Annotated in this window: 13 protein-coding genes and 1 pseudogene; 7 read left to right on the forward strand and 7 right to left on the reverse strand. The window is 46.7% G+C overall.

What is annotated here, in order from left to right; all coding sequences use genetic code 11:
* Nucleotides 1–73 precede the first annotated feature (73 nt).
* From BKE30_RS00785 to BKE30_RS00800, 4 genes are all read left to right on the forward strand, one after another.
* Entirely contained in the window at nt 74–868 is a 795-nt protein-coding gene (locus BKE30_RS00785; RefSeq protein ID WP_083698375.1) for a biotin--[acetyl-CoA-carboxylase] ligase, read from the forward strand.
* Between the two features lie 66 nt (nt 869–934).
* A complete protein-coding gene (locus BKE30_RS00790; RefSeq protein ID WP_076876896.1) occupies nt 935–1,696 on the forward strand; it encodes a type III pantothenate kinase in 762 nt (253 codons plus the stop codon).
* A gap of 97 nt (nt 1,697–1,793) precedes the next feature.
* Nucleotides 1,794–2,612 carry a tetratricopeptide repeat protein gene (locus BKE30_RS00795; RefSeq protein ID WP_143253611.1) on the forward strand — a complete coding sequence of 273 codons (819 nt, stop codon included), beginning with the start codon at nt 1,794–1,796 and terminating at the stop codon, nt 2,610–2,612.
* Nucleotides 2,613–2,713: 101 nt separating this feature from the next.
* Nucleotides 2,714–4,483 (forward strand): pentapeptide repeat-containing protein, encoded by a 1,770-nt coding sequence (locus BKE30_RS00800; protein ID WP_076876770.1) that lies wholly within the window; start codon nt 2,714–2,716, stop codon nt 4,481–4,483.
* Nucleotides 4,484–4,603: 120 nt separating this feature from the next.
* Here the strand turns inward: BKE30_RS00800 and ffh are convergent.
* Nucleotides 4,604–6,004 (reverse strand): annotated as a pseudogene (gene ffh / locus BKE30_RS00805) (signal recognition particle protein); the annotation flags it as partial.
* Between the two features lie 153 nt (nt 6,005–6,157).
* On the opposite strand from ffh, the gene BKE30_RS00810 reads away from it, so the two are divergent.
* Nucleotides 6,158–6,973, forward strand: coding sequence for a cytochrome C assembly family protein (locus BKE30_RS00810; RefSeq protein WP_076876771.1), 816 nt, complete (start codon nt 6,158–6,160; stop codon nt 6,971–6,973).
* A gap of 37 nt (nt 6,974–7,010) precedes the next feature.
* Here the strand turns inward: BKE30_RS00810 and BKE30_RS00815 are convergent, their stop codons facing one another.
* Nucleotides 7,011–8,408: an amino acid permease gene (locus BKE30_RS00815; protein WP_076876772.1), complete on the reverse strand. Its 1,398-nt coding sequence runs from the start codon at nt 8,406–8,408 to the stop codon at nt 7,011–7,013.
* Nucleotides 8,409–8,689: 281 nt separating this feature from the next.
* Here BKE30_RS00815 and BKE30_RS00820 point away from each other — a divergent pair, with 281 nt between their 5' ends.
* The gene (locus tag BKE30_RS00820; RefSeq protein WP_076876773.1) at nt 8,690–9,877 is read left to right on the forward strand and encodes a glycerophosphodiester phosphodiesterase; all 1,188 of its coding nucleotides are present in this window, start codon (nt 8,690–8,692) and stop codon (nt 9,875–9,877) included.
* 41 nt (nt 9,878–9,918) lie between these two features.
* Here BKE30_RS00820 and BKE30_RS00825 read toward each other — a convergent pair whose 3' ends face one another.
* The 5 genes from BKE30_RS00825 to BKE30_RS00845 all read right to left on the reverse strand — a co-directional run bounded on the left by BKE30_RS00825 (nt 9,919) and on the right by BKE30_RS00845 (nt 14,039).
* On the reverse strand, nt 9,919–10,569 hold the full coding sequence (locus BKE30_RS00825; RefSeq protein WP_076876774.1) for a hypothetical protein: 651 nt from the start codon (nt 10,567–10,569) through the stop codon (nt 9,919–9,921).
* Nucleotides 10,566–11,135, reverse strand: a complete 570-nt coding sequence (locus BKE30_RS00830; protein WP_076876775.1) for a hypothetical protein — start codon at nt 11,133–11,135, stop codon at nt 10,566–10,568. The genes BKE30_RS00825 and BKE30_RS00830 overlap by 4 nt, the downstream gene beginning before the upstream one ends.
* Before the next feature lie 11 nt (nt 11,136–11,146).
* Nucleotides 11,147–12,481: an MFS transporter gene (locus BKE30_RS00835; RefSeq protein WP_319822923.1), complete on the reverse strand. Its 1,335-nt coding sequence runs from the start codon at nt 12,479–12,481 to the stop codon at nt 11,147–11,149.
* A gap of 168 nt (nt 12,482–12,649) precedes the next feature.
* Complete coding sequence (locus tag BKE30_RS00840) at nt 12,650–12,985, reverse strand: chaperone modulator CbpM (RefSeq protein ID WP_076876776.1); 336 nt, start codon at nt 12,983–12,985, stop codon at nt 12,650–12,652.
* A 46-nt stretch (nt 12,986–13,031) separates the two neighbouring features.
* Entirely contained in the window at nt 13,032–14,039 is a 1,008-nt protein-coding gene (locus BKE30_RS00845) for a DnaJ C-terminal domain-containing protein (RefSeq protein WP_076876777.1), read from the reverse strand.
* 318 nt (nt 14,040–14,357) lie between these two features.
* On the opposite strand from BKE30_RS00845, the gene BKE30_RS00850 reads away from it, so the two are divergent.
* Nucleotides 14,358–15,107, forward strand: a complete 750-nt coding sequence (locus BKE30_RS00850) for a hypothetical protein (RefSeq protein ID WP_076876778.1) — start codon at nt 14,358–14,360, stop codon at nt 15,105–15,107.
* Nucleotides 15,108–15,315 lie beyond the last annotated feature (208 nt).

A 15,315-nucleotide genomic window follows, 5' to 3' on the forward strand; every position in this document is an offset into this window, starting at 1 on the left:
ATTTTAATCCAGCGTTAAAATGACACCTGCGCTTTGTAGCCAGTGCGTTTGATAAGCCTAATGAGTAATCATCATGAGTATACCTGCTGACCCACTTGTGCCGTCTGATCAACAGGACCCGCGCGGCAACACCCTGCGCTATGGCCTTAAGCTGCATGGGGTAACCGGACTAGACCCTATTGTATGGCTGCCGTCCACCAGCTCTACCAATGATGTGGCCAAGGCTATAAATAGCCATGCCCTCACTAGTGCTTTAGTCATCAGCAACCAGCAGCAGGCCGGACGTGGACAGGCCGGACGTACTTGGCAATCACCCAAGGGCAACCTGTATTTGTCACTGCGCTGGACGCTCCAGCACCCGGTGAGTGGCCGTCTGGCGCTGGAAGTGGCACTGGCACTGGTCAATATGCCTATTCTGGCACACCATGCGGGCCTGCAAATCAAATGGCCGAATGACCTGTACTTTAATGGGGCCAAATGGGGCGGCATCTTAATTGAACCGCTGCATGACAATCAGGTGGTCATTGGCGTGGGGCTGAACCTGCAATCCATGCAGGCACAGGTAAGTGACCAGCAGGTAACCGACCTGCAAGCCATTACCGGCCAGGCGCTGGATGTGACCGAACTGGCGGTGCAAACCACACTGGCGCTGATTCACGCCTGCCAGCAGTTTGACCACGGTAGTCTGGAGCTGCCGACCCGCTTTGCTGCCTTTGATGCGCTACTGCAACAGCAGGTGGTGGTACATAGCCCAGCGCAAACCGATGTACAAGGCACAATTATCGGCATTCAGCCGGATGGTGCGCTGCTGCTAAATACCTTAAATGGTACAAAAGTCATTTATAGTGGGCAAGTTCGGGCCGTATAAGCCGCTGAAATGATTAAACTCTGCCCGACTCACTGTTATCCCTTGATGAAAAAGGAAATGGATTTAATGCGTCAGCTCTGGCTTGATATTGGTAACACGCGGCTTAAATACTGGCTGACCTCACAAGGGGAAATGCAGGCCAATGGTGCCGAGCTGCACCTGCAATCCCCGGCAGACCTGCTGCTGGGGCTGGTGGATCGCTTTGCCCAGTTTAGCCCGCATGAAATTGGTATTTCCTCGGTGCTGGATGACAGCTCAAACCAGCGCGTGCAACAGATTTTGTCACGCCTGAACATTCCGGTACGGTTTGCCAGTGTGCAGGCGCAGCATCAGGGCCTGATCACGGGCTATGACAACCCAAAACAACTGGGGATTGACCGCTGGCTACAGGTGCTGGCGCTCGCTGGACAACCGCAATCCGGGCAACAGCCCAGTAAACAGAACCAATACTGTATTGTCGGCTGCGGCACAGCACTCACCATTGATTTGCTGGACGATAACCAGCACTTAGGCGGCTATATTCTGCCCAGCCTGTATTTGCAGCGCGATTCGCTCACCCAAGGCACCAAGGGCATCAAAATTCCCGAGCAAGCCTTTAGTGACCTGTATCCGGGCCGCAATACCAGTGACGCGGTACATCATGGCATTCTGCTGGGCTTGCTGGGCGCGATTGAAAAAATTATGGCACATAACCCCACGCGCAAGATTGTACTGACTGGTGGTGATGCAAGCGTATTTGCCAGCTTTTTACAACAAAAAACCGAGCTGATTTTAGAACCGGATTTGCTATTAAAAGGCTTAATGCGTTTTTTTGCGACACCTGAATAACAGCAGATTGATCACTGTTTAAACCTATTGGCCGCATCTTTTAAAATCACACAAACTGATCCAGACAATTTTAAAACTACTCTAGATGAGCATAAAAATGATGACCCGAGCGGCAACCAAAACCATAATTAAAACACAGCCGGTTCAACTACTTGGCTTACTCAGTGTTGTGTTGGGTATAACTTCTTTAACAACCACAGCACAAGCAGCAGATGCAACGCAAGAGCAGCAACAAATTGCCGACTGCCAGAAAATAACCAGCTATGCGCGGGCTGGGCAAAAAGCCTATAACGCCGGCCATTATGCCAAGGCACGTACCTCTTTTGAAGATCAGGCTGCATGGAGTCATGCCTGCCGGGTTTGGTTTCAGGGTGAGCAAACTGGTTTTTCTATTTCCGACAGTGCAGTTGCTACGGCGGACAATAATGTGGCAATGACTTATATCAAGCAAAAGGATTATCTCAAGGCCCGCGTATGGCTGATGATTAACCCGGATGATAAAAAATCACAATACAACCTGAACCTGATTAAAGCCGAGCTGGCCAAACTGGACACCTCTAGCCAAAGAAAAAGTCCGGTGGGTGAATACTGGCAATATGCGGGCAATGGCGCATGGAATGTGGTTGGGGTGAAGCAAAAAGGCAAGCAGTACGAGATTTCTTTTTCTGGCTTGTATATGGGCATGATGAGCATGTATTACGGCCCGAATATGGGCGAATTTACCACGCTGAGTCCCATTAACAATGGCCGCGCCGTGTGGCAAGAAAGCAAAACTGAAGGGCTGGCGGCTGGTGAAGGCTGCACGGTGGAAATGGCTTTTAAACCGGAACGTGTAACCTTAAAAACCACGCAAGGCGAATGTGGCTTTGGCCATAATGTGTTTGCCGATGGTGAGTTTTTAAGAATAAGTTTTTAAGGGCGAGTTATCACTATATGCCGGATGATTTGCATTAAGCCTTAGCTTATACGTACTTGTTTGAATAAAGATAATGGGTCATGGATAGAGATAAAAATTAGATGAAAGATAAGTTAAAACAGTTTTGGAATGAACCTGTTAACCGTTTTTGGTTAACTTGCGCTTTTGGAACCTTATTTGCTTTGTGCTTTGGTATCTATAGCTTTTTCGAAAAATCACTTAATCCAGTTATTTCTTTAGGGTTAATTAGTATTGCCCTAATCTTTGAAATACTTTTTCTCATTGCACTAATCATTAATACCTTGGCTGATACCACACGTGAATATTTAGAAGCATTTCAGGAAATTAATCGTGACTTGCGCTATGGATACTATCAGAAGAAAAACAGAGATAAAGATTACAAAGGCCCTAGCTGGAATGACGAAGAATTTTCAAAAATCACTGATTTAAAAGCGCGGGTTAATGAGTTTGTTAAAGCCAGTATTGAGTACCAACAAGTAGATTTTAAGGGTTGGAAAGAGCGGAATATTGATACTAATCTTGATAGTAGAAAGCAAACTATATCTCGAATTACAAAAATGTTTTTTGCCGCCATCTTTTCACTGCTTATTCTCTTTGCTCTACTTTACTGGCTGGAATTTAATGTCGCCAGAATAAAAAATTTACTAGAAAACTCTCGTAGCCCAGTTTTAGTAGCGTTAATTACAACTATTATTACCTCACCGATTATTTTTACGGTATGGGTATTTCGAGATAAAAATAACCGTGTACAAATTGCCAATGCCCGTAAAGATACTAATCTAAAAGATTTTCAAAAGCTCAGTGAATGGGCAAGCGGTTTTCATTTACCAGAACCCAAGCATGCTATCAGCACTAAAAATATGAGTAAAACTGGTAAAGATGGACAGGAAAACACAGAAGAAACCACAACCAGTCAGGAAGATTTTATTGCGCCAGATAACTCCAATAGTATTAGCCGTCGTCAAGGTGCCGAAGCGTTACAAGCCAGTGCGATTGCCCAGCTAGAAGCCTTTATGTTTGGCAAATATGGTGAGCAGTTTATGCAGCCTGCCTTTCTACTGATTCATTCGATTTGGGAGTCTATTATTACCCAACAGCAAGCTCGATATTCTGATGAAGAATTTAAGCACGTGCTAGAGCAACTGCATAAAAATCCAATTATTACTGCTTTAAATAAAGCCTTGACTGGTGCTGGAGGTAATCATTTAAGACTATTTGAAATTACTTTAGAAAATTTAAAATTTACTGGTTTAAGCGTAGAACAGTTTTCCGCAAAGAAAATAAATTTTTGTGGAATGACCTTATGCTATACAAACTTTTCACATTGTACCTTTACTTCGAGTAGATTTATTAAAAGTGATTTATCAGGCGCTTCTTTAACTTATACAAATTTCTTTAGTTCAGATATGCAGAAGATAATTTTCAATTTTTCTAAAATTAAAGAAGTGAAATTTTCTTTATGTGATATGTATAGTTCAGAGTTTATTAGTGCTGAGTTAATTAATACCGACTTTTCATCTTCAAATTTAGAATATGCAGATTTTTCACATGCAAAATTTAAAAATGTCACTTTTGATGGTGCAGACCTGAAAAATAGTAGTTTTATTGATAGTGAGATAAATGAAAAAGATATTACTACGATGTTTAATAAAACCAAAATTAATAGATATACGAGTTTTGATCATTTTTCACAGCATGCAAATGTTGTTTCTCCCTTACTTGAAAGAATACTTTTCCACGGTGCAATCTGGGACGATGATCCAAACTGGCTAGTTGGTAAAATTCAAGATAAAAATTTACTTGAAAAAATATTTAAAGATTGCGAAGAACGTCGGAAATATCAAAACTAATACCCAATAAAAAACGACCCCGAAAGGCCGTTTTTTTACTTTCACTTCTACTATTTAACGCTTTTTACCAAAACCCGGTGGTAATGGCATACTGCCGGGCATTCTACCCTGACCGCCGTCTGCACCCTCGCCACCGCCACCAAACAGCGGGCCTAAACCACCGCCACCGCCACCCTGCATTTCTTTCATGCCGCGCATCATCTTGGCAATGCCGCCGGGGCTGGAAAACTTCCGCATCATCTTGGCCATCTGGCTGTGCTGCTTGAGCAAGCGGTTGATGTCCTGAATTTCCATGCCACAACCGGCAGCAATACGGCGCTTGCGGCTCGGGTTGATAATATCCGGATTACGGCGCTCCTTAATGGTCATGGAGCGAATGATGGCTTCCATCTTGCCCACTTCTTTTTCCGGCTTGGCCTGTTCCAGCGCCTGCTGAATGCCACTGCCGCTCATGCCCGGCAACTTATCCAGAAAACCTGCCATACCGCCCATGTTTTTCATTTGTTCAAACTGGATCAGCATGTCTTCCAGGTTAAAGCGGCCGCCTTTTTGTAGTTTTTGCGCCATCTTTTCCGCTTTTTCGCGGTCAATCTTGCGTTCAACTTCTTCCACCAAGGAGAGCACGTCACCCATGCCCAGAATGCGCTGGGCAATCCGTTCAGGGTGGAATGGTTCCAGTGCATCCAGCTTCTCGCCCATGCCCAGAAACTTGATCGGCTTGCCGGTAATGGCACGCACCGACAGCGCTGCACCACCACGCGCATCACCGTCAGTTTTGGTCAGGATCACGCCAGTTAGCGGCAGCGCATCATTAAATGCCTTGGCGGTATTGGCGGCATCCTGCCCGGTCATGGAATCGACTACAAACAGGGTTTCGGTGGGGTTAATCGCCGCATGCAGCGCCTTGATTTCATCCATCATGGATTCATCAATGTGCAAACGCCCGGCAGTATCGACAATCAGCACATCAGCAAACTTGATCTTGGCCTGCTCAATGGCGCGCTGCACAATCACAATCGGGTTTTCATCTGCTGAAGAGGGAATAAAATCCACACCCACGTCATGCGATACACTGCGCAACTGTTCAATCGCTGCGGGACGGTACACGTCGGCTGATACGGTGACGACTTTTTTCTTTTGGCGGTCTTTTAAAAACTTGGCCAGCTTGCCAGCGGTGGTGGTTTTACCTGCACCCTGCAAACCCGCCAGCAAAATCACTACAGGTGGCTTGGCCGACAGGTTCAGGCTCTGGTTGGCCTCGCCCATCATTTCAGTGAGCTGGTCGTAGACAATCTTGACGAAAGCCTGACCGGGCGATAGCTGCTTTAAGACTTCCTGCCCCAGTGCTTCGGCTTTTACTTTTTCAATAAACTCACGGGTTACCGGCAATGCCACATCTGCTTCCAGCAGTGCCATGCGTACTTCCCGCAAGGTATCCTTGATGTTATCTTCGTTAAGCTGCCCGGTGCCTGTGACATTGCGCAGGCTTTGCGTCAAACGATCGGTTAAAGTATCAAACATTGCGAATTCCGCTTGTAACTTTGCAAAAAATATTGCCTAGAATAGAAAATTACCGCTCCAGATGCTATAGGATATTACACAGCAACAGACGGTTAAACAGGGTCGAATCGTTAATAATGAAAATCCAAACCATCAGAATCAGGGTTGAATGGCATGACTAGCCTGCCGGTGATTATAGCACTGCTTGCGACGGCTGCGTATGCCAGTACATTCTGGTATTTGCTGATTCATTTATTACAAAAAATACCACCTCACAAGCTGGTGACGCTGGTATTGCTGAGCCTTGGGCTGATCCTGCATGCCTCGGTGCTGTTTCCGGCGCTGATTACCCCAGCAGGTATCAATTACAATATTTTTAACCTGATTTCGCTCACCTGCTGGCTGATGCTGGCGTTTAGTTTTCTGTTTAGTACCTATCGGCCCATTTTAGGATTAAACCTGCTGGCAACGCCAGTGGCCTGTGTGGGCCTGCTCATTAGCGTGATCTGGCATGGGCCCTTTGTGTCGTTAAGTCAGGGCGGGTTGTGGCTGGATGTGCATATTTTCCTGTCACTGGCGGCGTATTGTGTGTTGTGGATGGCCAGCATTCAGGCCATTTTGCTGTGGGCACAAAACCGCGAGCTGAAACAAAAAACCGATAAACGCATCTGGGTGGCGCTGCTACCGCCACTGCAAACCATGGAAAAACTGCTGTTTGACATGATTGCACTGGGTTTTGGCCTGCTTACACTGGCGTTAAGTTTTGGGATTTTTACCATTGACAGCTTTTTTGCCCAGCATCTGGCGCACAAAACGGTATTTAGTATTTTGTCGTGGCTGGTGTTTGGCGCGCTATTGATTGGTCACTGGCGACTGGGCTGGCGCGGTCAGCGTGCAATCAGCTTTACCTTGTGGGGTTTTGGTTTGCTATTGGTGGGCTTTATTGGCAGCAAGCTGGTACTGGAACTGATCCTGCATATTCCAGCCTGATTTTATTGATTCAAACCCAGTGATGACCCAGATTTTATCACTGCTGAGCTGGCGCATACCATTTGTAATAACTGGCATAACACCCGGCAATAAACAGCAGGCAGCCAATAAGCCCGCCCAGCAAACTGGGATCAAACGCCATGCCCAGACAGGTAATAAAACACAGCACAAAGGCCGCAATGGGCACTACCGGGAAAAACGGCGCACGGTAGGTTAAGTCATGGAGCTGGCCACCTTGTGCCAGAAACTGCTTGCGAAAGCGGTAATGACTCAAGGCTACACTCATCCATACAATGACCATGGTAAACGCTGCAATCGACAGCAGGTGCGTATAAATAGTGGTTGCTGCAAACACGCTAGTCAGCAGCGATGCCAAGCCGCCAATCATGCTAAACATCAGTGCATTGAGTGGAATGCCGCGCCGGGTCAGCTTGCCAAAGGCCTTGGGCAGCATATTTTGCTGGGACAATGACCACATCATGCGTGAGGCGGCATACAAGCCGGAATTGGCCGTTGACAACAGCGCGGTAATAATCACAAAGTTCATGATATCAGCGGCATACGGAATGCCCATGCGCTCAAACACCAGTACAAACGGGCTTTTCGTCAGGCCAAGCTGCTCAAAGGGAATCAGCGCGGCAATAATAAAAATGGTGCCCACAAAAAAGATCAATAAGCGCAATAACGCAGCATTAATGGCCTTGGGAATGGTTTTGCCGGGATTATCTGTTTCTCCAGCAGCCACCCCAATTAGCTCCATACCGGAAAAAGCAAAATTAACTGCCAGCATGGTCACCAAAATAGGCATTAAACCATTGGGAAACCAGCCCTGTGCGGTCAGGTTATGCAGCAATGGCGCAGGCTGAAAACCGGGCATTACACCAAAAATGGCACAGCCACCCAGAATAATAAAAATTAAAACCGTGGCAACCTTGATAAAGGCCAGAAAAAATTCGGTTTCAGCAAAAACCCGGGTAGAAAACACATTGGACAGAAAAATAATCGCCGCAAACAGCGCGCACCATATCCACACCGACACCTGCGGAAACCAGTGCTGCATCAGGATGCCAGCCGCCGTAAATTCAGTGCCCAGCGTGGCTGTCCACGTTAGCCAGTACAGCCATGCAATCATATAACCCGTGGCGGGATTGATAAACCGCGTCGCATAGGTACTAAATGCGCCACTGTCCGGCACATGCACTGCCAGCTCACCCAGGCACAGCATCACCAGATAGGCAATTACCCCACCAATAAAATACGCCAGCATGGCACCCACCGGGCCGGTCTGGGCAATGACGCCGCCGGAATTTAAAAACAGGCCCGTCCCGATGGCACCGCCCAGCGATAGCATCACCAGATGACGGGTTTGCATACTGCGCTTGAGATGATTGGTCGACTGGTTTGGCGGAGAGCTTGCGGGTGTGGAGGAGTTCATGGATAAATTTACTGGAAATGGCCGGACAACAGGCCAGCGTCAGGATTGAGTAATGAGTGCAGTGCTTACACAACAGGAGGTGTTGATCTGGGCACAGGCAAATAGAAGCTGGCTATTCTAGGCGCTTGTCGGATTGAAATAAATGATTTTATACAGGCAAGTCATCTGTCAGGCCCTGCCCTCAATGCGCTTGCGGCTACTGAACTTGGTGCCGGATTCATGGGATTGTCATCACGCTAATGCAGACTAGCGCAAAACCATCTAAATAGTCTGGAAGCAACATGATGTTTAACAAGCAAAAAATGATTGGTGCAGTCATTGGTTCCATTTTGGCAACTACACTGGCTGGCTGTAATGATGACAACGACAATAGCAGTGACGCTCCTGCGGTAATTAACCCTACACCCAAAAAAGCGCTGGTATACGGCCATCGCGGTGCGGCGGGCTATTTACCCGACCACACGCTGCAAGGCTATAAAAAAGGCATGGAGCTGGGTGCCGATTTTGTTGAGCCGGATCTGGTAATGACCAAGGATGGCATACTGGTCTGCCGCCATGAACCCAATATTGGCGGCACCACCAATGTGGCGGCACATCCCGAATTTGCCAGCCGCAAAACCAGCAAAATGGTGGATGGTGTAATGGTGAAAGACGACTGGTTTGTGTCTGACTTTACCTTGTCCGAACTCAAAACCCTGCGCGCCATTCAGCCCATCCCGCAGGATCGCAGCACCGAATTTGACGGCCAGTTTGAAATCCCAACTTTTGAGGAAATGATTGCCACGGTACAGGCTGAAAATAAACGTTTGGGCAAAACTGTCGGCATTATTCCTGAAATCAAGCACTCTACGTTTCATGCCAGTATTTTTGGCCAGCATAAAATCGAAGATGAAGTGCTGCGTATTCTGGCTAAAAATGGCTACAACAAAAAAGAGTCGCCGGTCATTATCCAGTCGTTTGAAGTGAGCAACCTGAAATATTTAAACGGTAAAACTGATGTGCGGCTGGTACAGCTAATTGATGGGGCGGCCAATCTGGATGGGACAACCAAATATGTGATCCCGTATGATTTAGTAGCACAGGGTATTACTACTGAAAAACCACTCAATACCGCCGAGGGACTGGTGGCTGCTGCCAAATATGCCGATATTATTGGCCCATGGAAAAATTATATTGTGGGCGGTAAAGCGGTAGATAAAAACAATGATGGCAAGGCTGATGATGTCAACGGTGATGGGTTGGTTGATGAGCGTGACCGCACTTTAAGCGCACCAACGGATTTTATTAAACATGCACATGCGGCTGGCTTGCAAGTAGTACCTTACACGTTTCGCAATGAGCCGCGCCGTCTAGCCAGTGATTACAAGGGCGACCCCAAAGCCGAATATAAAAAGTTTTATGACTTGGGTGTCGATGGTGTATTTACCGATTTTGTAGATACTGCCGTGGCCGCGCGGGATGGAAAATAAGTTTTAAATGTAATAAAAGCAGCGTTTCGGCGCTGTTTTTATTATTCAATGTGAATTCTTTGTGTACTGGCAATTAGCATACCAAACTGGCTTTGGCTACCTTTTACCTTGAGATCAAATGAACCTTCTGGTAGCTGTTTATATAAGTCTTCGCTGATGCACATTGCACCACTCAATTGCTGGCCATCAATTAAAATTTTATAATAGCAAGTGCTACCCCTACCGGGGTATTGATCAAAGAGTTTTTTTGCGTGAGCAGTCAACTGTACTGGTTTTCCAAATATCTGTGTGATTGATTTTGGGACTGTCAGCATAATCAATATACTTAAAAGACCACCGAGTGCAAAAAAGAACACAACATGAACGAGCAATACAGCAGGCGTATACTCAGTGAGAAATTCAGAGAAATCCGGAATCGCCAGCCTGACTATGGTATAGCCTAATATCAAGGCAAGAATCAGGCTGGGAAATTTAGAGAATTCATACCAATATTCATGGGTTAAAAACGGCGCGGCGGCTGTAAATATTGTATATAACCATATCAGGATAAAGGGCGAAATAATGATAATTTGAATCATTAAAAACAATAAATTTAGACCTATACTTTTTTTCTTTTGCTTTAAATTTTTAATTTTTTTAGCCTTTTTTTTATTTTGAGTCGAGTGCGCGCTACGTTGTTGTTCAAAAATCATGGTTGTTCTACTACCTCAATAGATTGCACCAAAAATCCTAATTTGCTTTGTTTACCAATTAGTTTTGCCTTAAATTCAGTATCTGGATATTTATTATGGTTACTCTGTATTCTAAGTTCTTCATTATTTTCAAAATATAAAAATGCTTGATAACCTTTGTTAGTTTTGAATATATGCTTTTTTGCGGCTAAAACTAACTCTGTAGGTTGCCCTAATAATTTTGTATACAACGATGGCAGGGTTTTTAGCACTATTGGAAAACTTACCAAGCAACTCGCAATCAGTAGAAATAGTATAAAAAATAATAACTTTAAAAAACCGCTTGGGGTTTGACATAATTTTCCTGCCCAACGACTTATACCGATCATATGCAAATATAAAATACAAAGCACTATAGTCAGAAAAACAAGACCATACTCAAAGTTTTCTTGCCAAAAATCGTTTGTTATAAAATCGACAAGTAGCCCGCCAAATGCAGCAGAAGCAAAAACCACGAAAATAAATACTCCCGATCGTCTAACTTCTGCTTTAGTGAAAACGATTTCTGTATTGATATTTTTACTCATCATTTATCCTTTCACTCATTCATTACACGCCGCCACCGCAAAATAGGCCACAAACAGGCCCCAGCCAACAACGCACAAAAAGCAAAGTGAATGCTATAGCCCCAGTATTCTGCCAGCACCCCACTCACAATATGCACGCCGCCACCAGTTACCGCCAGCACTGACACCTGAAAGGTAAAGTCACTGCCCGCCTGTTGCTTGCGCGAATAATCCATAATCAGCGTGAGCATGGCGACCAATGCCATGGCCCCAGCCAGATGTTCAATGGCATTCACCGCATACACCTGCCACGCCACCATTGAGTGGCCATGCTCAAATTGCCAGGCCAACGCGGCATATAGCATAAAACTAAAAATTTGAAATAAATGAAACCACCACAGTGCTGTACTGCGTGCCATATGCTTCATCCACCATGCGGCCAGCAGCGCACCAATCACCGAAGCTACCGAACCCAGCATGCTGGCCATCAGGCCAATATCGGCCAGACTAAAGCCCATGTCTACCATCATTGGCTTGACCATGGCACCACTTAAACTATCGCCCAGCTTAAAGGTCAGTAACACCAGCAACCATGCCCGCATGTGCGGGTTACGCCAGAAATAGGCAAATTCAATGATAAAAAACTTTCGCCATTTTTTTAACTCAAAGGCAGGCTCATGAGCGGCGTGCACCACATCAGCCTGCACCTGCTGTGGCTGACTTTGCGGCTTAAATACTTTAGTTTCTTTAAACAATAAAATTGGCAAACTGTTGAGCAATACAAACCCGGTGAGCAGCAGAAACACCAGTTGCCACGACCATACGTCCAGCAACAGCAATACCGCACCACCGCCAAAGATAAAACCCAGCCGCGAACCCAGCACCTGTACCGCATTGCCCCAACGCTGCTGCTGTTTGTGTAGCAAGCGCACAGCAAGGCCATCGGTGGCAATGTCCTGAGTGGCACCCATCAGGTTAATTAAAAAAAGGACAATAAAAAAACTGAGCAAAATAACCGGACTGGCCAGTTGGGTGGGTTCTAAAAAACTAATCACCACCAGCAAAAGCAGGGTTAAACACTGGGTTGGAATAATCCAGCTACGGCTTTGCCCCCACTGTGGCGAAAAATAGCGGTCTACCACGGGCGCCCACAAAAACTTGAGTGCCCACGGTGCCATGAGTAAGCCAAAACCGCCAATCGCCGCCAGTGATACATTGTTTTTACGCAAGATGGCAGGCAATGCCTGAGTCAAAAAACCAATCGGCAAACCCTGTGCCAGATACAGGCTAAGCAGCAGGCCAATGCTATAGACAGGCAAGCGTTGTACAGAATCAGGACTTGGGCCTTGCTGGGACGGGGCTAACAAAACGGCATGCATCCAGTAGTTGATTGCGCTGATTATGCCGTTTGTACTGCCAAATTACGATGACAGCGCTTGCAAAAGCTTGCGCACTATCCATTTTATACCCATGCACTGAATCAGGTTTTTCTAAGCTGTGGCCTAGCGCGACTTTAATAGTGTAGCTGGGCAGTTTTAGCGGCCATGCAACGCCACCTGTGCCCGCAAGTGTTTAACTTCATCCAGCAAGTCCAGCATTAGTGCCACGGCGGCCAGACTGGCATCAAAATCACGCTGCAAACGCCATGCCCGTCGCGCACGAACCAGTTCCTCACCCACAAATTGCCAGTGTTCCGGCATAGTGTCGTTTTTTTCCAGAATGCTATGCTCAACCAGTGCAATCACCCAGTCATGTGGCTGGCCACAGGCACGGGCAAAATCGTTCAGGCTTAAACATGCACTGCTGTCCACCACGGTGCAATCCAGTTGCTCCTGATCCAGTGCAATATCACGGATAATTAGCTGTCGCATATTGTTCTCCCAAATTTTTCTTTAAGCGATGAGGTTGTTCGACTCATCAGGCACGTGGATTAAATGCCATGCTTTCGGCCATTTGCCGATAAAGCGCTTTGGCTGCATCACTATTGGCAGGTGGCAGCACCACTTGCAAAATCAGGTACAGGTTGCCCGGTTGTTTGGCTGGAATCCCTTTGCCTTTTAGGCGCAACTGGCGTCCGCTTTGTAAGCCTTCAGGAAGTTTTACATCCACTACACCTGCCGGCGTACTTACCTGAATGGTTTCACCCAGTGCGGCCTCCCAGGGTGCTACAGGCACTGTCAGGTATACGTCACCGCCTTCCACGCGCAACTGCTCAGTGTTGCGATACTGGATCTCGATGTACAGGTCACCATTTTGCCCACCATTAAACCCGGCCTGTCCCTGTCCAGAGAGCCGGATTTGCTGACCCGGTTTCATCCCTTTAGGGATTTTAACCTGTAGGGTTTTGCGCTGGATTTCCTGCTGGCCACTGGCATTAATCACTGGCATTTGCAGGGTAAGCTGCTGGGTTGCACCTTCATAGGCAACCCGCACATCCACTTCAATACTGGCATGCTGGTCTTCGCCACGGTAATCCTGTTGATAATTGCCTTGCTGATAGCCGCCCTGTGCACGCGTCCCACCAAAACCAGCCCCAAACTGACCAAACAGGTCTTCAAAACCACCAAAACCCCCTGCCCCTGTACTGCCAAAACCCTGACCAAAATGGCGGCGTAAATCCTCTTCAGTAAACTGCTGGCCTGTACCTTCCTGCCCGCGATAATACTGGTACTGGTTGCCTGCGCCACCTGCACTGCCGCCCGCAAAGCCCTGCGGATGATCGAGCATCTGGTCATAGTCGCTACGCTTGGCAGCATCAGTCAGGGTTTCATAGGCCAGATTAATCTGCTGCATCTTGTCGGCAGCATCCGCTTCTTTGCTGACATCCGGGTGATACTTGCGCACCAGCTTGCGGTAACTTTTTTTAATCTCATCTGTACTGGCGCTACGTTGCAGGCCCAGTAGTTCGTAATAATTTTTATCCATGGATACGCCTCAATATCTAATGTTTAGCTGTCAATAACATCGGGGTACTGCATTGATTTTAAAGACCCATCAAAAAGTTATGCGCTGTTTTTGTATAAGAAAGTATGCCACTGCCCGCAGCAATACGGTTATCACCTGCTCCTGATTACAGAACCTAACGACTTGTCACTCATAATCCCATTCAGCCTTCCTGATTTAACAGGTAAATTAATGGATTAGGCTCAAGCACCAGTTTTTGAAATTTTGGCACTTTACAACTAAAGATAAAGTCAACAACGGTTCAATTCTTCGCGGACAGGTAAACAGGCAGGTAATGATATGGCGCATGCAATGATCGATCTGGGACAAGGTTTCTGGAATATTCGCGGGGCGTTCCGGATTGGCGGCCTGATTGACGTGGGAACCCATTGCTCACTGCTACAACTGGATACAGACCGCTTTATTTTTCTGGATAGTTACGAACTCAGCGGTGAAGTACGTGAACAGGTCATGGCATTAACCCGTCAGGGACAGGCGGTTGAAGCGATTTTAAACCTGCATCCGTTTCATACCCTGCACTGTGAAGCCATGGCGCGCGATTTTCCGCAGGCAACCCTGTATGGCTCGGCACGCCATCAGCAACAATTGCCCCAGTTGCCGTGGTCACCGGATCGGATTGAAAGTGATGCAGTGGCTGCACGTTATCCAGAGCTTGAGTTTTCAATAACTCAGGGTATTGAGTACATTTCAGCCAAACCCGGGGTACATGCTGGTTCATTACTGGCTTATCATCCGGCCAGCAAAAGCCTACATGTCGATGATACTTTTGCCGCACCGCCACAAGGGGGATTGCTGGAAAAATTTCTGCCTGAAATTTTTATCAGCCCTGCCACACGCTGGGCCTTAAAACCAGAAGCCAGTGCCGCAGCTATTTATTGCGACTGGGTGACGCATCTGGCCAATCAATGGCAGGACACCCAGAATTTTTGTGCAGCACATTCGGATCTGGTGCAATTTAAGGCGGGGGAATTTAAGCCTGCCTTACTGGCTGCCCTTGAGCGTGCCCGGCCCAAGCTATTATCCAATTAAAGCTACTATTGAAGTAAAGCTAGAGTCATATAAAAAACAGGCAAGCCATTACCTATGGCTCGATGCCTCTTAAATCTGAATTTCTCAAAACGATAAGCCATAATCTCCATAGGCAGTTTGTATTCAACCAAAGAATAACGAATATCATGAAATCAAGCTTATGCTGCCTTAAACGACGTGCTAAAAATACTCAATAATATTTCCTTGG

The sequence above is a fragment of the Alkanindiges hydrocarboniclasticus genome (assembly GCF_001982605.1).
GTDB lineage: Bacteria > Pseudomonadota > Gammaproteobacteria > Pseudomonadales > Moraxellaceae > Alkanindiges > Alkanindiges hydrocarboniclasticus.

Bases quoted from the DNA above. Each gene is read 5' to 3' on its own strand.
- BKE30_RS00830 (WP_076876775.1), bottom strand. From the start codon at position 11,135: ATGAGTAAAAATATCAATACAGAAATCGTTTTCACTAAAGCAGAAGTT.
- BKE30_RS00815 (WP_076876772.1), bottom strand. From the start codon at position 8,408: ATGAACTCCTCCACACCCGCAAGCTCTCCGCCAAACCAGTCGACCAAT.
- BKE30_RS00840 (WP_076876776.1), bottom strand. From the start codon at position 12,985: ATGCGACAGCTAATTATCCGTGATATTGCACTGGATCAGGAGCAACTG.
- BKE30_RS00785 (WP_083698375.1), top strand. From the start codon at position 74: ATGAGTATACCTGCTGACCCACTTGTGCCGTCTGATCAACAGGACCCG.
- BKE30_RS00795 (WP_143253611.1), top strand. From the start codon at position 1,794: ATGATGACCCGAGCGGCAACCAAAACCATAATTAAAACACAGCCGGTT.
- BKE30_RS00825 (WP_076876774.1), bottom strand. From the start codon at position 10,569: ATGATTTTTGAACAACAACGTAGCGCGCACTCGACTCAAAATAAAAAA.
- BKE30_RS00800 (WP_076876770.1), top strand. From the start codon at position 2,714: ATGAAAGATAAGTTAAAACAGTTTTGGAATGAACCTGTTAACCGTTTT.
- BKE30_RS00850 (WP_076876778.1), top strand. From the start codon at position 14,358: ATGGCGCATGCAATGATCGATCTGGGACAAGGTTTCTGGAATATTCGC.
- BKE30_RS00810 (WP_076876771.1), top strand. From the start codon at position 6,158: ATGACTAGCCTGCCGGTGATTATAGCACTGCTTGCGACGGCTGCGTAT.
- BKE30_RS00820 (WP_076876773.1), top strand. From the start codon at position 8,690: ATGATGTTTAACAAGCAAAAAATGATTGGTGCAGTCATTGGTTCCATT.
- BKE30_RS00790 (WP_076876896.1), top strand. From the start codon at position 935: ATGCGTCAGCTCTGGCTTGATATTGGTAACACGCGGCTTAAATACTGG.
- BKE30_RS00845 (WP_076876777.1), bottom strand. From the start codon at position 14,039: ATGGATAAAAATTATTACGAACTACTGGGCCTGCAACGTAGCGCCAGT.